A 19824-nucleotide genomic window follows, 5' to 3' on the forward strand; every position below is an offset into this window, starting at 1 on the left:
CCGACATATTTTCCCATTAAAAATTAACCCGCAATGGTTGCGGCGCCTTCAGGCTTGCATTCGTTCTGACTAAACATTAACAATCCCAGGCATGACAAAAATAACAAACGCTACTTCACGTAGAAGCGCCATCTTGATTACCGGCGGCTTCGCGTTAACGCTGATTGCCGCCGTGCTTTGGCATGACCGGTATTCCAGTGACGCCGCGACGCAACAAGCTCCGTCTGCGCAAGCGCCGGCTTTGACGACAGCGCCGCCGAAGTCCACGCCTTCCCTTCAGGCCGCATCGCCATCACAAGACGCCCTCGCCAAGCGAAATCTGGAAGAAGAGGAACTGATTGGATATTTGCAGCGCACCTTCGGACTGCATATCGAACATCCTAAAGTTCAGGTCCAGGTGCTGGAAAAGCTAATGCGTTTCGTACAGAGCCGCTATCCGGAAAACTGGCGTGAACAACTGGCTATTCTAATCAGCGCCGCCTTTCCTGAACTCCAGGATACTTTAATGCAAACCTTCACCGCTCTGGAAAATTACACAGAGTGGATGAACACCGAGCGTTACGCCCTGATGTCTTTGAGCGATGTGGAAAAGCGCGCTCGTCTCTGGCAAAAACGTGAAGCGCTGTTTGGTGAGCAAGCCTATGAAATCTGGAAAGATCAATGGCGGGCTGAGCAGTTTCAAGACAATCTGGTTAACCTGGAGCAGTCGACAGCTCCCATAGAGGAGAAGATTACACAGTATAAACAGCACATCCTGACCAGCTTCTCAGAGAAAGCCGAACAGCTCATCGCCAATAAAAAGCAGGAACTGACCGACCGCTTTCTAAGCCTGTCGTCAGTGCAGGAACAATTGCGGAGCATGCCCCGCGAACAGCGTTATTCACAACTGCGCCATTTACGCAAAGAGCTGGGAATGGATGATGCGGCGCTGAGCCGTTGGGAAAGCCTTGATAAAACCCGGGACGAGCGACGGGCTAACGGCGACGCCTATATGGCGCAGCGGCGGACATTGACGGAAGAGGGCTCCCAGAATGCAGCGCGCATTCAGACGCTGCAGCAGAAATATTTCGGCAACGAAGCGGATATTATCGCCGCCGAAGAGGCCAGCGGCTACTTTCGTTTCGAAAGCTCACAGCAATACGGAATTAATTGAATATCACCAATCGATCTGATTGGTCTTACGGCCAACTTCCTTGGCTTTTTCCGACCACTCTATCCAGGTGTCAGACTCCTTCATCTCCTGTAGATAGGGATCGATGTAGGGTTTGAGATAGCGATACCCGTGCCCCATGAAATACTCCTCCGCCGCAACGCCAATCACCAGCATGAGAAAAACCCATCGGCCCCAGCGAATAGGGGGACGATAGCGGCGCTCCTTCTTGGCGACCTGAGACACATGCTTCTTGATTGCCTCCGTCTGCTTCGCCGCAGTTTGCGCACGCAGATTCTTCAGCACACCGCGGATATCCGCCATCGCCACTTCCAGAGAGGGGTAGCGTTTGTCCTGGCGCGTCTCCAGCAGTCGATTAATCAGTTCCTGCAGCCGGTTATGAAGCTCGGTAAAACGTTTGCTGCGCACCAGACGCTGTCCGCGAATCACTGGGGGCTGCCCGGTCAGTGCGTGATAGCAGATGGCGCCTAGTGCGAACATATCGCCCAGAATGCCCTGAGCTTCTGCATTCTCGTACCAGTTAGGTTCGTCAGAGTCCGCATAATGAGCCCGCAACCCAAAGTCGGTGAGCTTAATGACGCCATCTTCATCCAGCAGCAGATTACTGGGGCGCAGATTACCATGCACAATCCGGTTGCGGTGGGCGAACGCCAGCCCTTCCGCGATTTGCTCCGCCCACTCCACCACCTTTACCGCCGGTAAGGGCGCCAGCATCTGCTCCGCCATGGAGCCGCCCGGCAGATACTCCGTCACGATAACGATGCCTTTATCCACCTTCGACACCGCAAGAATCTTGCAGATATTGGGGTGGCTGAGTCGCGCCAATAACTTGTGTTCCTTAATTCCGGGGGCGTCAGCCGGCAGCTTCTTCATAATCAGCAGTTTCTGCTTACCCAGATCCTCGTATAAATAGACGGAGCTGTGGCGATCCTCCTTTAGTACATCCAATAGAGAGAACTGGGACTCTATCGCCTCGCTGTTGGACAACGCTCTTTCTTTCTGGGCTTTGCTGAGATGACCGCCCTGCAAAATATGCAGCAACCCGTTTTTCACCTCATCCGCTGAAGCCGGTCGCTCCGCCGGATCTTTTTCCAGGCAGCGCATGACCAGCGAGTTCAGGGCCGGCGCCATGTCCGGTTCAAATTTGCGCGGCGGCGGGATATCCCCTTGCGGACAGACTCCGGTGAACAGCTCGTACATGAGAATGCCGAGTGCGTAGATATCGCTCTGCACTGAGGCGGCGTCCGCTGACGTGTGCTGTTCCGGCGCCATATAGGCGGACGTGCCCATAATGTTGCTGGTCTCAGTATGCAGGGTCTTCTGTTTGCTGGACGAGTCGTAGAAATGCGCGATACCAAAATCCAGCACCCGCGCCTGCCAGTCATTATCGATAAGGATATTGGAGGGTTTGATGTCGCGGTGGATCACGCCATTTTTATGCGCGTAGGCCAAAGCCTTGCACAGCTGAACCAAGACATCCATCTTGCGGGAGAAGTCGAGCTTACCGCGGTTGATGGCGTCCTCCAGCGTCATGCCTTCGACGTATTCCATGACAAAATAAGGGCGTCCCTTGCCGGTAACGCCCTTATCGATGACATGGATGATGTGGGGGTGATTCAGTTGCGCGATGATGAGAGATTCTTTTTCGAAGCGCTCCAGAATCTCAGGGTGATCTTTCAGGTTGGCGGACAGAATTTTTATGGCGACAGGACGTTGCAGCGACTCCTGCAGGGCTTTGTATACAGTCGCCATGCCGCCCTCGCCCAACTTGCTGAGAACTTTGTATCCCTGCCACGCCATGTAGTTATCTTTTCCGAATTAGATGCATTAGTCCGTCGCCGGATCTCTCCATGTCGCTATATAGCAAAAGCCAGCGTTAAAAACAGCAATGCGGCCAGTATGCCGCCTAACGCCATGTAACGCCAAGGCCGTCCCGAAGCGGCTTCTGATGATTTAGACTCTGCAAAAGGCGGCATGGGCCGGGTTTTTTCGCCGGACAGGTCTCGTTTGGGAACGGCTCCGTTTTGCGGCGCCCCCTGTTTGTCGCTCACCACCAGCACAGTAACATTGTCATCAGCGCCATTAGCGAGAGCGATTTCCACCAGCTCATCGGCTTTACTTTGAGAGCTGCCGCGACTAGCAAGCACTTCCTGTATCCGCTCCTCCGATACGACGCCATGCAGACCATCGCTGCACATCAGCCAGACATCGCCCGCCTGACGGGGTACGCGATAGGCGTCCACGTGCAAACCGTTCTCGCCCGCAGCGCCTACCGCCTGGGTAAGCACATGACGAATGCGCGCCGCTTCTTCTTCCGACAGCCCTGTGCTGCGCTGAGCGACGGAGTGGTCCTCCGTCATCTGCATAATGAGATCGTCCCGCAACAAATACACGCGACTATCGCCTACCCAGGCTACTTCCATCTCATCAGGATGCGCATGCACCGATGCAACAGTGGAAGCGGCGTAGCCGCGCTCGCCACTGATGTCATCGCCCAATAAAGACTGGTGAGCGAGCAGAATGGCCTGCTCCAGAGGATGCCCGGCTTGCACCGCCCGTTGCATGGACTGGCAGACGCTCGCGCTGGCGACTTCCCCACTGTCGCCCCCTCCAACGCCGTCGGCGACGGCGTAGAGACTTGTCGATTCGTCTACTAATCCATTATCCTGATTTTGCTGCCGCCGGCCGGTATGAGTTGCGAAACCTACTTGCATTAAAAGATTTCCAAGTCCCTGATTCATGGGGATTAAAAAAGTATATTTCTTTAGTATAGATGGGTTTTCAGTTTAGTTTCCTTGACTATACTCTAAAGTGTTAAAGCGCCTTCTGGCCGGCAGAACCTTAATTCAGTAGTCATTTCCACAAGTGTGAGCTTAACGAGGCCCCTAGCAGCATGCTTAAACTGCAATTCACCGATGGAAGCCGGGAGAGCATCTGGCTGGTAGAACCGCGCCTGAAAATAGGTAAGCATTCTTCCAACAATCTGGTTCTCAACCAGCCGGACATCCAAGACTTTCATGCCGAGATCCGTTTGCAGGAGGAACAGCTGTATCTGCTGAGCCTCAGCCCCGACTATGTCGTGGGCGTTAACGGCAAAAAGGTGCAAAAAGCCGTAAAAATCAACGAAAACGATACCATCCAACTGGGAAAAGTCCGCTTTAAAGTGGTCCATCCCGGAGCCGAGCATAAACCTAAACACGAAGCGCCGCAAAGCATCACCCATAATGAGTGGGGCCTGCAAACCAACGCCAGCTGGGCCAAGCAGTCGTTTTATCCAATCGAAGACAGCGTGATCATTGGCCGCGACGAGCAATGCGACATCTCCGTGCCAGTATCCCATTTGTCGCGCCAGCACGCCCAGCTGACTGTGGCGGGAAATTATATGTTGGTCAAGGATTTAGGCTCTACCAACGGCACTTATCTGAATGGAGAGCGCATTACTCAGGGCCGCGCCAAGCGAGGCGACCGCCTGCGTTTTGATGTCGTCACCTTTACCGTAACCGGACCCGAGGATGATGGCGATCGCACCATTGTGCGTCCAGACGCCGTCGCGCCAGCCCAGCCTACCGCGCCAACTGGCGATGAAACCGTCGCCAATAATCCACCGCCACGCCCACCGCGCCCCACGGCGCCCCCCAAAGCCGCCAGAAATCCGGCGCCAGCCAAACCCGCTCCCGCCCCAGAAGCGGCGGCCAAGAAGGAGTCCAAAGGCGGCTACCTGCTTTACACCGTCATCGGCTTCGCCGTGGTGTTCGGCGCTCTGTCAGCTTTCTTCCTGCTCCGGTAAGGATACCGGTAGAGGCGTCCCCTGTTACATTTTGCTCATGGGATTTCCTCCGCCTTGCCCCTATAATAGGCGGTCGCCCCAGAACAACCTGCACAGCCGTTACTGATGTCGAATCCAGACCGTTTTCAGCAGTTTTTTTCCACAGACTGCCCACAATTCTTTCGTCCGCTGACCAGCAAATACCGCGAAATGATCGTGGAATGTCTGCGTTTGTTGTACCAACGTTTCTATAGCAGCATGGCGGACTATGGACACGCCCTGAAGCGGGAGCAGATGGTGGAGATCTTCCAAACCGCCCTGACTCGCGCACCCGAGCTGGATACCGGAGAGGACAGCGAGATCGAAGGGCGTTTCCGTACGGATCGCGACAAAGCTTTGTGGATTCTCAATACGCTGATCGATTACGGCTGGCTGGAAGTGCAGGTTGACGAGGTCACGTTGCAGTCCAGCTACCACTTCAGCCGTAAAGGGCGTTTGTTTACCCAACCCTTTGTGGAGCTCAGCGGAGCATCGGTGCGCACCCGGCACCGCAACACACGCAACACACGCAACGCGCTGCGGGCGTTTATTGAAGCCGGAGAAGTCCACGACCTGCTGGACGCTTATGAGTATTCCGAGCGGATCATCAGCGACTTCACTGACATTATTACTGAGCTGGAAGATCGCAAGCGCCAATTGGTGAAAGAAATTGAGATCACCGCGCTGATCAAACGAGCCAGCGATGAATTTTTCGACTTCATGGACAAACGCTTTCAGCCGGATTTGTCAGTGCGCCTGTCGGCGGACTCCGTGGAGAAACACCGGGACGAGATCATGTCCCAGGTGCGCCAGATCCGCAAACTTCCCAAAGAAGCCAAGGTTCATGCAGAAAGTGAACTGCGCCGGCTGCTACCGGACCGGATAGTGGAAGGACAGTCTCTGCTCTGGCTGCTGCTGGACAATATTGAGATCCGTCTCACCAACGCCTGCGACATCATGCTGCCAGCCCTGCGCAGCGCGCTGCGTAACTTCACCCGACGCGCGGACATCATCATTCGTCAAATGAGCTATCTGGCCAGCCAGCGCCATAATGACATGGTGCAGATTTGCCAGGAGCTGACCGAGCTGCCGGCGGAGGAGCAACAGGCGCGTCTGGAGCGCGCAGGCGCCCTGATGGCCAATCTCAATGTGGGCCTTATCGACCCCAAACAGATCAGCCTGCGCGAAGGTCGCCGTAAGATTACCGTGGACAGCCGGGTGCTCAACGATGAGCCGCTGGATCAGGGCGCTCGTAAAGAGTTGTTCATACAACACGCGCTGGATCAGGCTTTTGTCATCAATGACGACCGTACCCGTCAGTATCTGATTCAGGCGCTACGAGGCGGCCAGCGCATCCAGACCAAACATCTGCCCATTAACGCCGCTCCCGACCTGTTGGCGGCGATGCATGCCGTGGAGCTGGGCTCCGTGTCAGGACTCTCCAGCGAATACGAGTTCGTGGTTGAGCCGACGGGCGATCTGGTCAGCAACGATTATTTACTGCAGGCGGATGATTTCATCATCGAAGTACGACCGAAAAAAGCGATGCAAGACACCTTATGATTCTGAGTCAATGCCTTGAAAATGAACTGTCCTCTGAAGGACTTCAGTTAACCGATTTCAGCGAGCTGGTGCTGCGCCTGCTGGATTACAGCATCATCTGTCGCGATGAAAGTCAGGTCGAACAGGCCTTGTACGATCGCTACCTGCGCATCGACAAGCTGGCGGACGATTACCTGTCCGTGCTCGGCGTACGTCTGCTACATGACCGCCAGTTTCAGTATATCCGCGCGTATCCGCCGGGTGCGGAGGCGCCAGGCCTTGATGACGAGGTGGATCAACCCTTCAACACTGGCTTGCGCGCGCGCCTGAATCAACAGGAAATCGCCTTGATTCTGGTGTTGCGCAGCCAGTACGACAAAGCCCTGCGTGAGGGTCAGGTGGATGATCAGGGTGGCGTCACCCTCAGCTTTGAAGCGCTGTCCATCGCCATGAAAAACCTGCTGCAACGCACCTTGCCGGAAAACTTGACGGAGCGTCGCCAACTCCTGAAACGCCTGCGTCAGTTGCGTCTATTGCAGTTTAGCCAGGAGGAGACCCTGGAGAGCGGCGAAAGCTGGGTCCGCATCCGTCCGCAAATCGTCAACTTCGTCAGCGATGAAGCGCTGTCCGCGTTGCGGGGAGAAGAGGCGCAGCAGGAAGACGCAGCGGCGTCCCCGGAAGAAAGCTAACCGGCGGAAGCTGGCCCAAGGACGGAATAAATAAGGCGGCGTCCATCATCAGTGATTTGAGAACACCATGTTTCTAAAGAAATGTATCTACGTTAACTGGGGCAACATCCCCAACAGCGAATTCGATTTCGGCCCTATTAACCTGCTTTCCGGGGGCAACGGTTCCGGTAAAACCACGTCGGCGGACGCCATTCAAACGGTGATGACCGCCGCCCACGATTACCTGTTCACCTACAACCCGGGCCAGGATGAAACGACTCAACGGGGTCGTGGCGGCAAACAGGTGCGTACGCTGTCTTCCTATGTACTCGGCTGCGACGATGGCAGCTTCGCCCGCCTGGAGCCTACCGAAGGTTATATCGCCGCCTGTTTTCATCCAACGACAGGAGAGTCCGCCGAGCCCTTCACCGCCATTATCTGTTGCCGCGCGCATATCGATCAGGCCGGCTCGCAACGGGTGGCGCGCCAGGACGATCTGTTCTTTCTGATATTGCCGGGGGCTGAAATCAGTCTGTCCGACCTGCAGGGTGAGGACGCCGGCGGCGACAAATTCGTCATGCCCATGGACAAAATTGTGGCGCGCCTGCGCAAAAAATTCGAAGTAGAGAAGTACGATACCAAGAAAGGCTATCTAAAACGCCTTTACGGTATTCTGCGCGGGAAAACCCATGAAGTGCCGGAGCGGGAGGCGATGAACGCCGCTCGCGCCTTCTCCCGTTTTATGGCCTATAAGCCGGTGAAAAGCATCAATGATTTCGTCGCCAATGAAATTCTGGAAAAGAAAGACCTGGGCGAAGCGATCCGCTCCGTCTCCGATCTTCTCAAAACCATCCACGGTATGGAAAGCGACGCCTCCCGCCTGAAAAACGCCATTCGCATTCTCAGCGACGCCACCGGTTACGGCGAGAGCTATATTCAACGCTGGATCGATTTGAACGTCTGGCATTACGTCTCCGCACGCCATCAGTATCTGACGGATCAGGAAGCCTATCTCACCGCCAAGAAGCAGCAGAAATCCTTGCAGGATGAGAAAGTTTCAAACCAGCAGGAGCGCGACACGCTGGAAGCCCGGCATGATCAAATCGAAGGCCGTTTGCTGGAGCTGACCGCCAAACGCATGGGCCATCAACCGCTGCAGCAGAAAGACGAGCTGGAGAAACTGATCGCCGCCAATGGCCGCGCCCTGCACGAACAAGCGCCGGGGCTGCTGGAGCAGAATCATCGTCTGGACGCCATCTTCCAAGCCACCAATAACATCATCAATCTGATGAAAAACCAGAACATTCTGGATGACGCGCCGCGTCTGGGTCATAAGGATGTCTGGGCGGGGGCCCTGGAGTTCAGCCAACTGAAACAACACGGTCAGGTGGATTTCGCCGCCCTGCTGGGACGCGACTGGGTGGATATCTCCCCCCTGGAAAGCCACCTCGATCAGGCGTTATTAATTCAGCAGAAAGCCAATCAATGGCAGCGCCAGTGGCACGATGGAGAAATCAGCGCCGACGGCGTCAGCCTGCGCGATCAAGTCAGTCGCGCCCTGCACCGGCGTGAAAGCTTAAATCAGAAACTGGAACAGCAGCGCCATCAGAAGCAGGCGGAAATCGAAAGTCTGGAGACGCGTCAGGTCACTTATCCCTACCACGTTAAAACAGCGTTAGAAGCGATTCGCCGGGAGTGCCCCGAGGCGGATCCCCGAGTGCTCTGCGATTACGTCGAAATCAAAGACCCCAAATGGCAAAACGCCATCGAAGGCTATGTCGGCGGCGGCCGCTTCTCCATTCTGGTGGAGCCGGAATATGAAGCCCGCGCCACCCGCATCCTGCGCTCCTTGAAAGGCGGCGGACAGGCGCGCGTAATCCAGGGCGAAAAAGCCCGTCGCGACTGCGAACGCATGAATCTGGACAAAGACTCCATTATTCATGTCATGGAGTTCAGCCACGCCACCGCGCGCTACTACATTACCGCCAGCTACGGCAGCGTGCTGCGGGTGCGTTCAGAGGAAGAGTTGCGGATGACCCGTCGCGGCGTCACCGCCAACGGCCTGGGTTCCGGTTCTTACAGCATGTTCCGTTGTGACGTGGCCGACAGTGAGCTGGTATTTGGGCAGGAGGCGCGGGAACGCGCTCTGGACGCAAAGAGAGAAGAGCTGCAGCAAATCCGCATCGAACACCAACGCGCTGGCGAGCAGTGGCAGGAATTATCCAATCTGTTGCGCGCCGCGGATCAGATCAAACCGCTGTCCTACGCCGACCGCCTGAAAGCCATGCTCGATATTCACCGGGAACTGCGCGAAGCGGAAGATCGCTTGGCCCATCTGGACCTGGCCGACTTCGAGCAGCTGGAACAAGAACTCGAGCAACTCAAGCAACAGGACAAAGAGCTCAAGCAGCGTATCGAAGTTCTTCTGAAACGGGAAGGCAGTCTGCAGACCGAACTGGCGCAGAAAGCGGATCTCTGCAAAGCGCTCAGCGAACGTAAAGACGCCTCGGAAACCAAGCAGGACGAGAAAGAAGAGTCCCTGCGCTCAATCGCGTCACTATGGCCGAATTTCGATAGCGAAGCGCGCCTGCAGGAGGCGGATCAATGTGCGGAAAGCATCCGTTCCGATCAGCTGCATCTGGAGTTGCAGGATACTCAATCCAACATCGAAAGCCTGGCGCGACAGTTCGAAAACAAACTGATTGAGCACAACCAGTCGAGCAATCCGCTGGATCAGATCGCCTATCTGCCTGACTATGACCAGATGCACAACCGCGCATTCTTCAGCCGCATCTGTGAAGTCAGCCGGGAAATCGACAAAATCCGCAATCGCCTGAAAAACAACATTCTGGTGGAGAAACAAGAGAAGCTGGCGCAGTTGAAGCTGGCGTTCAACAACACTTTCGTCACCCATCTGTGTCACGCCATCTACCAGGCCATCAATGACGGCAAGAAGATCCTGGAGGACATGAACCGGGAGCTGGAGCACCATCGTTTCGGCGCCGATCGCGAGTCCTTCCGCTTCGACTGGACCTGGGTGCCGGAGTTCAAAGAGTACTGGGATTTCTTCAAGGAAATCATCGCCCTGCCTAATCTCGGCGAAGGCGCCACGCTGTTTGACGCGGAGTTATCGAAGAAAGCCTCGCAAGTGCGCGACCGCATGATGGCGATGCTGCTGTCCGACGATGAGCAAAGGGCGATGCGGGAACTTGAACGCATCTCGGACTATCGCAACTACCGCAATTACGAAATCTACAAGGAGCCGCAGGGCAAACAACCGATTCCGCTGTCTCAATACGGCACTGGCAGCGGCGGACAGTTGGAGACCCCGGCTTACATCATCCGCTCAGCGGCAATCACCTCCGCATTCCGCTTCAACGAAGGCGACAGCCATCTGCGTATGGTGCTGGTGGACGAAGCCTTCTCGAAAATGGACGAAACCCGCTCCCGCGAAGTCATCAACTATCTGACCCAGACCTTGGGCCTGCAGCTGGTATTCATCATGCCCACCAGCAAATCCGGCCCCTTCATGGACCTGATCAGCAACCAGTTTGTGTTCACCAAATGCCCCACCACTCGCCCGGTTGGCGAACTGCAAACCCGCGTTCTGGTGGACCGGCAAAAATGCAATCAGGAAAAAATCGCCGAACTCTGGGCCAACCACCGCAAACAAATCCGCCACCAGTTCGCGCTGGATTTTATGGAGGAGTTTGGTTAATCCCCAACAAACGGAGACTATACCATTTGGGAAATTAAACATTTAGAACATGGACGTTACTATCACTAGTTTTAGCCCTCTAGAACTCTAGAGGGGAACAACAGCGAATATAGTTTACAAGGATGATACATGTCCAAAGTAGAGTTTTTTGTTGGCGGTGGTGGAGATAAAAAGGACTGGATAACAACTATAGCAGCCCCAACCAATTTGATGGAAAGCGTCAAAAATCCGCGCCTAATATTACCTGCTATTACTACGGTCACGAAGAAGAAACACTCATCCTGACTAATATTAAGTCTAAGTGGAAATCAGGCGAATACAAAAGCATACGGTTAACAGGCCATAGCTGGGGAGGGCAAGCCGTTATGGACATAGCCCAGCAGCTTTTCAGTCTAAGCATTCCTGTTGACGAACTCATTACTTTAGATCCAGTTTCTTTATGGCCGTTCAGCAAAGTAATGGTTGCCAAATGGGTGAATATCTATATAAAACAGTCACTCATAGACAATACTATCGGAAAAATCCCTTTGGTTGGCAACATTGCCAGTAGCTTACTATCCCTACCTTCTTTAGCTACTCAATCCGGTAGATCCGGCGGCTATATAGCTAATGTAGGAGGACAATTAGGAGAGGAAAATGGCGCTTATAATATTGAGTTGGATGTGACACATGCAGATGCGTTGTTAATGTATAAGAAAGCCCGTGAAGAGATGAGTCATGCTCCTCTAAACCCTAAAGTTATAGGCGTCAAGTAATGATTCGAGTGAAAGATATTTATATGTTACTGCCAGCCCTATCAATTTACGCAGGGCTTAGCGGTTGCGCCAGCGAGCAGGTACTCATTACCGATCCTACTGTTGCAGTTGCCCACATTTCCAAAGGGAATCAAAGCCTGGATTTATTTCCAGGCCGTTATCTCAGTATCGCATTTAGCGCCAATAGTGAGCATATCGATACACGCGATCCGCTTTTGCAAGTTCGGGCGGAACTTTTTAAAGATGGCCGCTCGGTGGGCAGTTCAATCGCGATGGGTCCGTATGTCATTAGCAATAATCAAATCGATGAGCGACATTTTAATGGTCAGCGTTATATCGCCTTCGATTTCTCCAATCTAATGGTGGAATCAAACCATGGCGAAATTTCCGTTGCCTTGGCTGAATCCGATTTTGACAAAGTTGAGTTCCAACTCCGATATCCTCTCATGGGAACTGGTTTTAAATTCATCAGTAACCCTGTTTCCTTCTCCAAAACAGAAATTCTAAACTCGCTTAAACTGCCCCCAGTCAAGTACGAGTAGCTTAAGCCGTGAATTTCACAGAAATTGCTCCATACTTAGAGACAACACTGGGTTCAATGAGTTTTGGAGACGCACATGGACAGTCGATCTTGGCTCCTTGGGATTCACCTCATCACTACACTGTCGCTATCCCTGGCCGCTTTTTCGACACAGGCCGCCGGTCGCATATTTGGCATTGCAGGCAAAAGCGTGGAGGATATCAACTTCATTAACGCCTGGAAGGGGTGTGAAGAAGAGGCCCGTCTTAACGACGATACCTGCATTCATATTGGTGAAGTCGGCCCAGCGCATTTCCGCACTCAAGACCGCGTCCTGCTTGAGACGATGGATCGACGCATTGACGGCATCGCCGTTTCCGTGACCAATTCCGAGTATCTCGCGGCCAGTTCGTTACGCGCAGCTTCGGAACGCGGCATCCCCATCATCACCTTTGATTCCGATCTGGAAAAGCCGCACACCACCTTACGCCGCGCCTATGTCGGCCCCGACAACCTGGGGTTCGGACGCAATCTGGCCACCCAGGCCATGCGTCTGCGCCCACAAGGCGGCTCCGTTTGCCTGATGAGCGGCGGTCCCTACAACCCCAACCTCAACGCACGCTTGCTAGGCGTGCGTCAGGTGCTTAGCGGAGACGACGCATTTCCCGCCGATCGCAAACTGGCCGGCGAAAACGGTTGGAGTGAGCCGGAACGCTGCCCCTGGTACAACTGGGATAAATATGACCGCGCACTTCTGCAAATGCGGGAGGCGATTTATAACAAAGAGATCAATGTTTTCCTTTCTGTCGGCTCATGGCCGCAAAGCGACCTCGGCCTTTACCGAGAAATCCTGATGCCCGCGAAAGCGGAATATCTTGATAACCTCAGCAAAATCATCGTCATAGGTATTGGGACGCCGTTGCCTGAACAGCTCGACCAACTAAGCGAGAAGCTCGTCCACGCTTTTGTTTCCATTGATTTTGAAGAAATGGGGAGAATCAGCTACCACTATTTGAAAAAGCTTTCTGAGGGGGAGCGCGTTCCAGAAATTACCTACACGGAAAACCGAATTTATCGCTGGGATGACGCCGCCATCATGGAAAGACTGAACGCCAAAGAGTAACTCGCATTGCGCCTCATAGTTACCCACTCACGGGCGGGTAGGCAATCGTCCGTCTTTTAATCAAAGATCTCGTGCGACCCCAGAGCGCCTCTTTTATAACGACAGTCTTAATCTGCAAATCAAAGCCAGGCTCTGCTTTCTCACTGATTCTATTTAATATTTTTACATTAAAGATCAGTTCATACCCTAGGGCCTGTTGACGTTTCACATCGGCAGCCATAAATACCCACAAGCCATGGCTACCATACTTTCATAGTTTCTCTTCAACTTGTCATATCTCGTCGCGATGGCCCGGTACTGTTTGAGTCGGGCGAAGGCATTTTCCACCAAATGGCGATACTTGTATAAACCCCAATCCATATCGTCATTACCTTTGACAGAGTTTCGCTTTCTCGGTATCACGGCCCTGGCCCCCTTCCTTTCGATCTGTGCCCGCACTCGTTCACTGTCGTAGCCTTTGTCTCCGACAATCGCCTCTGACGAGGGAAGCTTTTCAATCAACTCCGCCGCTGCTGTGCAGTCATTGACCTCGCCTCCAGTGATCTCAAATTCCACTGGAAGACCATAGGCATCCACGGCCAGATGCACTTTCGTGGTATTGCCCGCCCGACTCTTTCCAATCGCCTGAGGCTCTTCCGTACAGGCTCCTGCGCTGTGCTGATGGGCCTTCACATAGCTGCCATCAATGAACCTCCATTCCAAATCCGGCTCGCGGACCAAGCTCCGGAAGATCCTCAACCACTTGCCTTGGGTAGACCAGGAATTGAATTTTTTGAACACCGAATTCCAGTCTCCAAACTGCCCTGGCAAGTCTCGCCAGGGACACCCCGTCCGCATTCGGTACAACATGCCTTCCACCATCATTCGTAGTGTGGGCTTGTTATAGATTCGCTCTTGCAGCATGATCTCTTTCAGCTTCGACCAAAGCTCGTCACTGAGCATCAATCGGGGCATCGCAAACTCGTTTTGTTGTTGGTGTGGGAACCGCAATATGACGAGTTTGCGCCTATCTATCACCTATGACGAAACGTCAACACGCCCTAGGGTTTTCCCCAGGCTACTTCCGCTGTTTTCGTCCGTTACACTACTTGGCCCCTATTTTCAATTGTCGTATTTAAGAGTTCCAGCAGACGTAGGTGACAGGTATGGACGGAGTAGTGCTTGATATCAATCATAACAACCGTGAGGGCGTGTTGAGATGTCATCAGGGCAACCGCTACGCCTTCAGTCTGGCTGAGTGGAAAAGTCAGGAACCGCCGCGACGGGGAGACAAAGTGGACTTCCTGCCCCTGGGAACGCTGGCGACAGAAATCTATTTCCTGGAGCGAGCCGCTACGCCCGAGTCAACGCCTGCTTCAGCCGCTTCCGCGCAAACAGCTGCGCCTACGTCGCCGCCATCACAACCAAGGGAGCGCGCTAGCCAAGTATCGGAAAAAGCCTCATTTTCCCATACCTCCGGCCTGGCCGTGACCAGTTTTATCTTCAGCCTCATTGGTCTGTTCTTCTTTGGCTCCCTGGTGGCGATCATCTGTGGACATATCGCCCTCCACAAAATTCGGGCAAGCGCAGGCGTGCTGACCGGCGCAGGTCTGGCTATCACCGGGTTAGTGTTGGGTTATCTTGGTTTTTTTGGCTCTATTCTGTGGATTGGCTATCAAGCGTATCAACAACAGCTTTGATGCTGCCCTGAGACAAGAATCTTCTCTCCCGTTCAGACCTCGCTTCTGATAGAGCATATCAATCGGAAGCATAGTTATGATTATCTTTTACAATAACGAGAATCATTCTAATCTACTCCTGACAAACACGCGGCTACCGTGGTACGGGGGAGTCAGACATGGTCAAAACGTTCACTTTCGCCATCATCCATTTCAGCGTCGCCTTCACTGTGGGATACCTGTTAACCGGCGACCTCATCGTCGGAGGCGCTATCGCATTAGTGGAGCCACTGTGCAACACTGTAGCCTATTTCTTTCATGAAAAGGCCTGGGAACGGTTCGGCCGGTTATCCAAGCCCGCCTCCTCTCCCAATGTAGCAGTATATGGAGCCGGCGCCGCGAGCGGTTAACCTTCCTTCCCGACCAGGCGGATCAAGGAGGCGCCATGAACAGTTTTAACACTCTCTCTGATTTATCCGTCGGAGAGCGCAGCTACCGCATCCATCTACTACCTTCGATGCCAGCGGAATACAAAGTCGAACGGCTGCCTTATTCCATCAAGATTCTGCTGGAGAATCTGTTGCGGCGGGAAGACGGCTATAGCATCACCAAAGATGACATCGCCGCTCTCGCGCAATGGGACGCCAACGCCCAACCCAGCGCGCAGGTTGCCTTCACGCCCGCGCGGGTTGTTTTGCAGGACTTCACCGGCGTTCCAGTGGTGGTGGATCTGGCCGCCATGCGCGATGCAATGATGAGCCTCGGCGGCGACCCCAAGTTGATCAATCCCCTCGAGCCCGTTGATCTGGTCATCGACCACTCTGTAATGGTCGACTATTTCGGCGACCAAGACGCCCTGGCGCGCAACACCCAAATTGAATTCGAACGTAATGAAGAACGTTACAAGTTTCTGCGCTGGGGACAAAAGGCGTTTTCCAACTTCCGGGTAGTGCCTCCCGGCACCGGCATCGTGCATCAAGTAAACCTGGAATATCTGGGACAGGTGGTGATGCAAAAAGAAATCGATGGCGAATGGTTCGCCTACCCTGACACCCTTGTCGGCACTGACTCTCACACCACCATGATCAATGGTCTCGGCGTATTGGGCTGGGGCGTTGGCGGCATTGAAGCGGAAGCCGCCATGCTGGGGCAGCCGGTCAGCATGCTGGCGCCGGAAGTCGTGGGCTTTAAATTCACCGGCAAGCTTGCCGAAGGCGCGACCGCTACAGACCTCGTTCTCACTGTCACGCAAATGCTGCGTAAAAAAGGCGTGGTAGGAAAGTTCGTCGAGTTTTATGGCGACGGTCTCGACCACCTGCCCTTAGCGGACCGCGCCACCATCGCCAATATGGCTCCAGAATACGGCGCCACCTGCGGCATATTCCCTGTGGATAAAGAAACGTTAGCCTATCTCAAACTATCCGGCAGAGAAGACAGTTTGATCAAGCTGGTGGAGACCTACGCCAAAGCTCAGGGCTTATGGCGGGAAACCGGCGCGAGCCCGGCAGAGTATAGCGACACATTGACGCTGGATCTAAGCTCGGTAGAGCCCAGTCTGGCCGGCCCCAAACGTCCTCAGGATCGTGTGGCGTTGTCCCACGCCAAAACTGCTTTTGAAAAAACCTTGCAGGATTATCTGGACCTGAGTTCCGCTTCCAGCAACAACTCGGGTAAAGAAGAACACAATGAGGCATCTCATCAACTCCAGCACGGAGACTTGGTAATCGCCGCCATTACCTCTTGCACCAATACGTCTAACCCGGCAGTCATGCTGGCGGCAGGGCTGGTAGCGAGAAATGCGCGACAACGCGGGTTGACTGTCAAACCCTGGGTGAAAACATCCCTCGCACCCGGTTCCCAGGTCGTGCCAGCCTATCTCCAGGCGGCGGAGCTAATGGACGATTTGGAGGCCCTCGGCTTTAATCTGGTTGGATTCGGCTGCACCACCTGCATCGGTAATTCCGGTCCACTGCCAGAAGCGATTCAAAGCGCCATCCGCAAAAACAAGCTCATGGTGGCGTCCGTGCTATCCGGTAATCGCAATTTCGAAGGCCGTATACATCCGGAGGTGCGCGCCAACTACCTCGCCTCGCCGCCACTGGTGGTCGCCTATGCCCTGGCTGGCTCCATGCTTGTGGATATTTACAAAGACCCCCTTGGGCAGGATAAAAATGGCGAATATGTGTATCTGAAGGACATATGGCCTTCCCAGAAAGAGGTCGCGGACCTTATCGCCGCCACGGTTTCTTCAGAACGCTATCGCAGCCAGTACGCGGACGTCTTCTCGGGAACAGATGCTTGGCGAGCGTTGCCGGTTCCAGACGGCAAGACCTATGACTGGCCTGACTCCAGCTACATCAGAAAGCCCCCATTTTTTGACGGTATGACCTTATCTCCGCCGCCATTACCGAGAATTGAGCAGGCGCGGACACTGGTGAAAGTCGGCGACTCCATCACCACTGACCATATCTCTCCAGCCGGCTCTATTGCGCCAGATAGCCCTGCCGGTAAATATTTGCAGGAATGCGGCGTCGGGCAGCGTGATTTCAATAGCCTTGGCAGCCGCCGCGGCAATCATGAAGTCATGATGCGCGGTACTTTCGCCAATGTCAGGTTGCGGAACCAGCTGGCCCCCGGCACAGAGGGCGGCTGGACTACTCATTGGCCCAGCGGCGATGTCACCAGTATTTTTGAAGCCTCTTCCCGCTACCAAAAGGATGAAATACCATTGATCGTTATCGCAGGCAAAGAATATGGCTCCGGTTCAAGTCGAGATTGGGCGGCCAAAGGCGTCAGTCTGCTTGGCGTCCGAGCGGTGTTGGCGGAAAGCTATGAACGCATCCATCGCTCCAATTTGGTGGGGTTTGGTGTTCTGCCGCTGCAATTCAAGTCTGGCGAATCCGCCCAGTCGCTGGATCTCAATGGAAAAGAAACTTACTCATTCGGCGTTCTGGAGAACTCACCCAGGTCAATTACAGTTACCGCTGTTGATGCAGAAGGAAGCAAGAAAACATTCGAGATGGATGTACGCATCGACACCCCCACAGAGTGGGATTACTACCGTCATGGCGGAATTCTACAATATGTCGTGCGTGATCTTGCGCGTAAGTCGAGTTCCTGAACCATTTCGCCACATATATATCACGTTATAACGCTATCCGGACCGCACGCCTCCAGCGTAGCGGTCCGCTTCCTACAGCGGCTGTCTTCTCCCTCCTTCGAACACTTAATAACCAAGTTTAAAAAATATTGATAACTTGATGTTTTTATATCATATTCATACGGGCGTTATATGCCATCCGTTCCAGTGGCTCCTACGCCCTTCCCTAACGCTTATTATTGCAGCCCTCCTTAGGCGCTAAGCGCTCTAGGGAAGATAAACTCAAAGCTGACACGCAGCATGACCAAGCGCGGTGACCATGACCACCAAGAAAACATCTCTGGAGTTTGAGCGACAGCTGTTTCGCATGGTGCGGGAGGCCAGATATATCGGTCGCTCCAATGGGATCTTCAAAGTCGGCCCTGAATTTTCCACTAAACGTATTGAAGATGTGTTGAGCAGACTGGGTTACAGCTTCGCCTCCCACCGCTCAGAAAAAGAAGACGGCGTTTACTGGGAGCTTTGCCTGATGGTCCCGGAAATTTTGGAAGAAAGAATTATCCCAGCGCATTTGCGCTCGATATGACAGGACAGGAAAAGGAGCGAGTACTTCACTAGCGCTATAACACAGCGCACTCTCGCAAAATGGAAAGGGAGTTTTTGAGCTAACTCCTGGTTGGGACCGGCGTCGCCGCCGGCCCACTCCATCGGTAAGGTCGGTTACGCTTGAGAAGATCTCCTGCGCATCGACAAACCGAGCATGCCCAAACCTAACAGTGCGAATACCCCCGGCTCGGGAACTTCGCTAGACCCGACTGCGTCCTTGTCCTTACCGGCGATCCCTGTGAAAAAGAGTTCGTCCAGGCTATAGGTTTCAAACAACGCAGCGAATGAGCCTTCCAGGAACTTGATCGAAGAGAAGCCTTGGTCCAGGGCGAAGCCCCAGAAAGTGCCGCTCAACGTCGGCGCCATTTCTTCAACAACCTTGCTGCCGTCCAGCAGCTCAATTTCCATTTTGATGCCGGTCCCCTCTCCTCCGGGGCCCGCCAAGTCCCAAATGCCGCCAAAAGAGGTGGCGCCGCCTTCAAAGGAGAAAACGGTGGGCGCATAGGTGTCGCTAACACGGTCATAGAACTTCCCGCCGCTGACCGTGGAATGGCTCCATCCTGAAGAAATACTTAGTCCTGAGGTTAACGCGTCCCGGTCGAAACTTTCGACCTCATAGGCTCCTGTTGTTAACGCCCAAGCAGCTTGATCCGTGTAAATGTCTACAATGGCGGCTTGAGCAGACCCTACAAAGGCCACTGCACTACTTGCTAGAAACAATGCATTCATAACCTTGTGCATGGTTACTCCTTATAATTTTGATTTTGGAGTTACCCGAAAGGCACAAAGTATTCCCTGGTTTAAAAATATAATAAAAAACATATCGTTATATTTTTAACCAATATAAAAGTATATTTTCTCAGTAAAGTTAATGGACACGGCCTTTAGGTATAGGCCTCGTACGATTTAGTCAGTCCATACATCGAGCTTTAAATTCCACCAGAAAAGATATAGACATTAAGGGATAATCCTTAAAAATTTAATAATATCAAATATAGACTTTAAGGATTATTTATTAGGGACGATACAAGAGTATTTTCTCAATGAAACCTTTATAAAGTGACAACAAACCTTACAACATTACAATCTGTCACGTACCAGGAAGGAAGGGCGCTTACTTTTTCTGCCTATTAAATAAAAAGTTAAGAGCGGCCCTGA

Annotated in this window: 17 protein-coding genes; 13 read left to right on the plus strand and 4 right to left on the minus strand. The window is 53.5% G+C overall.

From position 1 onward, the window contains the following. The first annotated feature begins 91 nt into the window (after nucleotides 1-91). A complete protein-coding gene (locus tag AC2IBB_RS01015; RefSeq protein WP_486331062.1) occupies nucleotides 92-1153 on the plus strand; it encodes a hypothetical protein in 1062 nt (353 codons plus the stop codon). A gap of 3 nt (nucleotides 1154-1156) precedes the next feature. On the opposite strand, the gene AC2IBB_RS01020 is transcribed toward AC2IBB_RS01015, so the two are convergent. Then, nucleotides 1157-2971 carry a protein kinase domain-containing protein gene (locus AC2IBB_RS01020; RefSeq protein ID WP_486331063.1) on the minus strand — a complete coding sequence of 605 codons (1815 nt, stop codon included), beginning with the start codon at nucleotides 2969-2971 and terminating at the stop codon, nucleotides 1157-1159. A gap of 56 nt (nucleotides 2972-3027) precedes the next feature. Then, complete coding sequence (locus AC2IBB_RS01025; protein ID WP_486331064.1) at nucleotides 3028-3885, minus strand: PP2C family protein-serine/threonine phosphatase; 858 nt, start codon at nucleotides 3883-3885, stop codon at nucleotides 3028-3030. 179 nt (nucleotides 3886-4064) lie between these two features. Between AC2IBB_RS01025 and AC2IBB_RS01030 the strand changes: the two genes are divergently transcribed. The 8 genes from AC2IBB_RS01030 (at nucleotide 4065) to AC2IBB_RS01065 (ending at nucleotide 13302) form a co-directional block, all read left to right on the plus strand. After that, complete coding sequence (locus AC2IBB_RS01030) at nucleotides 4065-4958, plus strand: FHA domain-containing protein (RefSeq protein WP_486331065.1); 894 nt, start codon at nucleotides 4065-4067, stop codon at nucleotides 4956-4958. A gap of 105 nt (nucleotides 4959-5063) precedes the next feature. Beyond that, nucleotides 5064-6539 carry a Wadjet anti-phage system protein JetA family protein gene (locus AC2IBB_RS01035; protein WP_486331066.1) on the plus strand — a complete coding sequence of 492 codons (1476 nt, stop codon included), beginning with the start codon at nucleotides 5064-5066 and terminating at the stop codon, nucleotides 6537-6539. After that, a complete protein-coding gene (locus AC2IBB_RS01040) occupies nucleotides 6536-7207 on the plus strand; it encodes a DUF4194 domain-containing protein (protein WP_486331067.1) in 672 nt (223 codons plus the stop codon). The genes AC2IBB_RS01035 and AC2IBB_RS01040 overlap by 4 nt, the downstream gene beginning before the upstream one ends. Before the next feature lie 67 nt (nucleotides 7208-7274). After that, nucleotides 7275-10904 (plus strand): ATP-binding protein, encoded by a 3630-nt coding sequence (locus tag AC2IBB_RS01045; protein ID WP_486331068.1) that lies wholly within the window; start codon nucleotides 7275-7277, stop codon nucleotides 10902-10904. 129 nt (nucleotides 10905-11033) lie between these two features. Further along, on the plus strand, nucleotides 11034-11189 hold the full coding sequence (locus AC2IBB_RS01050) for a hypothetical protein (RefSeq protein WP_486331069.1): 156 nt from the start codon (nucleotides 11034-11036) through the stop codon (nucleotides 11187-11189). Nucleotides 11190-11269: 80 nt separating this feature from the next. Further along, nucleotides 11270-11659: a hypothetical protein gene (locus tag AC2IBB_RS01055; protein WP_486331070.1), complete on the plus strand. Its 390-nt coding sequence runs from the start codon at nucleotides 11270-11272 to the stop codon at nucleotides 11657-11659. Then, entirely contained in the window at nucleotides 11659-12201 is a 543-nt protein-coding gene (locus tag AC2IBB_RS01060) for a hypothetical protein (RefSeq protein WP_486331071.1), read from the plus strand. Before AC2IBB_RS01055 ends, AC2IBB_RS01060 begins: the two co-directional genes overlap by 1 nt. A gap of 75 nt (nucleotides 12202-12276) precedes the next feature. Then, the gene (locus AC2IBB_RS01065; RefSeq protein WP_486331072.1) at nucleotides 12277-13302 is read left to right on the plus strand and encodes a substrate-binding domain-containing protein; all 1026 of its coding nucleotides are present in this window, start codon (nucleotides 12277-12279) and stop codon (nucleotides 13300-13302) included. 204 nt (nucleotides 13303-13506) lie between these two features. Here the strand turns inward: AC2IBB_RS01065 and AC2IBB_RS01070 are convergent, their stop codons facing one another. Next, nucleotides 13507-14256, minus strand: coding sequence for an IS5 family transposase (locus tag AC2IBB_RS01070; protein ID WP_486331073.1), 750 nt, complete (start codon nucleotides 14254-14256; stop codon nucleotides 13507-13509). Between the two features lie 191 nt (nucleotides 14257-14447). On the opposite strand from AC2IBB_RS01070, the gene AC2IBB_RS01075 reads away from it, so the two are divergent. The 4 genes from AC2IBB_RS01075 (at nucleotide 14448) to AC2IBB_RS01090 (ending at nucleotide 18646) form a co-directional block, all read left to right on the plus strand. Beyond that, a complete protein-coding gene (locus AC2IBB_RS01075; protein WP_486331074.1) occupies nucleotides 14448-14981 on the plus strand; it encodes a DUF4190 domain-containing protein in 534 nt (177 codons plus the stop codon). Between the two features lie 158 nt (nucleotides 14982-15139). Continuing rightward, nucleotides 15140-15370, plus strand: coding sequence for a DUF2061 domain-containing protein (locus tag AC2IBB_RS01080; protein WP_486331075.1), 231 nt, complete (start codon nucleotides 15140-15142; stop codon nucleotides 15368-15370). Nucleotides 15371-15405: 35 nt separating this feature from the next. Further along, complete coding sequence (gene acnA, locus AC2IBB_RS01085; protein ID WP_486331076.1) at nucleotides 15406-18081, plus strand: aconitate hydratase AcnA; 2676 nt, start codon at nucleotides 15406-15408, stop codon at nucleotides 18079-18081. A gap of 298 nt (nucleotides 18082-18379) precedes the next feature. After that, nucleotides 18380-18646: a hypothetical protein gene (locus AC2IBB_RS01090; RefSeq protein WP_486331077.1), complete on the plus strand. Its 267-nt coding sequence runs from the start codon at nucleotides 18380-18382 to the stop codon at nucleotides 18644-18646. Between the two features lie 134 nt (nucleotides 18647-18780). On the opposite strand, the gene AC2IBB_RS01095 is transcribed toward AC2IBB_RS01090, so the two are convergent. Beyond that, a complete protein-coding gene (locus AC2IBB_RS01095; RefSeq protein ID WP_486331078.1) occupies nucleotides 18781-19407 on the minus strand; it encodes a PEP-CTERM sorting domain-containing protein in 627 nt (208 codons plus the stop codon). Nucleotides 19408-19824 lie beyond the last annotated feature (417 nt).

Source organism: Hahella sp. NS-SX17, from assembly GCF_057367735.1.

Bases quoted from the DNA above. Each gene is read 5' to 3' on its own strand.
- AC2IBB_RS01015 (WP_486331062.1), top strand. From the start codon at position 92: ATGACAAAAATAACAAACGCTACTTCACGTAGAAGCGCCATCTTGATT.
- AC2IBB_RS01020 (WP_486331063.1), bottom strand. From the start codon at position 2,971: ATGGCGTGGCAGGGATACAAAGTTCTCAGCAAGTTGGGCGAGGGCGGC.
- AC2IBB_RS01025 (WP_486331064.1), bottom strand. From the start codon at position 3,885: ATGCAAGTAGGTTTCGCAACTCATACCGGCCGGCGGCAGCAAAATCAG.
- AC2IBB_RS01030 (WP_486331065.1), top strand. From the start codon at position 4,065: ATGCTTAAACTGCAATTCACCGATGGAAGCCGGGAGAGCATCTGGCTG.
- AC2IBB_RS01035 (WP_486331066.1), top strand. From the start codon at position 5,064: ATGTCGAATCCAGACCGTTTTCAGCAGTTTTTTTCCACAGACTGCCCA.
- AC2IBB_RS01040 (WP_486331067.1), top strand. From the start codon at position 6,536: ATGATTCTGAGTCAATGCCTTGAAAATGAACTGTCCTCTGAAGGACTT.
- AC2IBB_RS01045 (WP_486331068.1), top strand. From the start codon at position 7,275: ATGTTTCTAAAGAAATGTATCTACGTTAACTGGGGCAACATCCCCAAC.
- AC2IBB_RS01050 (WP_486331069.1), top strand. From the start codon at position 11,034: ATGTCCAAAGTAGAGTTTTTTGTTGGCGGTGGTGGAGATAAAAAGGAC.
- AC2IBB_RS01055 (WP_486331070.1), top strand. From the start codon at position 11,270: ATGGACATAGCCCAGCAGCTTTTCAGTCTAAGCATTCCTGTTGACGAA.
- AC2IBB_RS01060 (WP_486331071.1), top strand. From the start codon at position 11,659: ATGATTCGAGTGAAAGATATTTATATGTTACTGCCAGCCCTATCAATT.
- AC2IBB_RS01065 (WP_486331072.1), top strand. From the start codon at position 12,277: ATGGACAGTCGATCTTGGCTCCTTGGGATTCACCTCATCACTACACTG.
- AC2IBB_RS01070 (WP_486331073.1), bottom strand. From the start codon at position 14,256: ATGCCCCGATTGATGCTCAGTGACGAGCTTTGGTCGAAGCTGAAAGAG.
- AC2IBB_RS01075 (WP_486331074.1), top strand. From the start codon at position 14,448: ATGGACGGAGTAGTGCTTGATATCAATCATAACAACCGTGAGGGCGTG.
- AC2IBB_RS01080 (WP_486331075.1), top strand. From the start codon at position 15,140: ATGGTCAAAACGTTCACTTTCGCCATCATCCATTTCAGCGTCGCCTTC.
- acnA (WP_486331076.1), top strand. From the start codon at position 15,406: ATGAACAGTTTTAACACTCTCTCTGATTTATCCGTCGGAGAGCGCAGC.
- AC2IBB_RS01090 (WP_486331077.1), top strand. From the start codon at position 18,380: ATGACCACCAAGAAAACATCTCTGGAGTTTGAGCGACAGCTGTTTCGC.
- AC2IBB_RS01095 (WP_486331078.1), bottom strand. From the start codon at position 19,407: ATGCACAAGGTTATGAATGCATTGTTTCTAGCAAGTAGTGCAGTGGCC.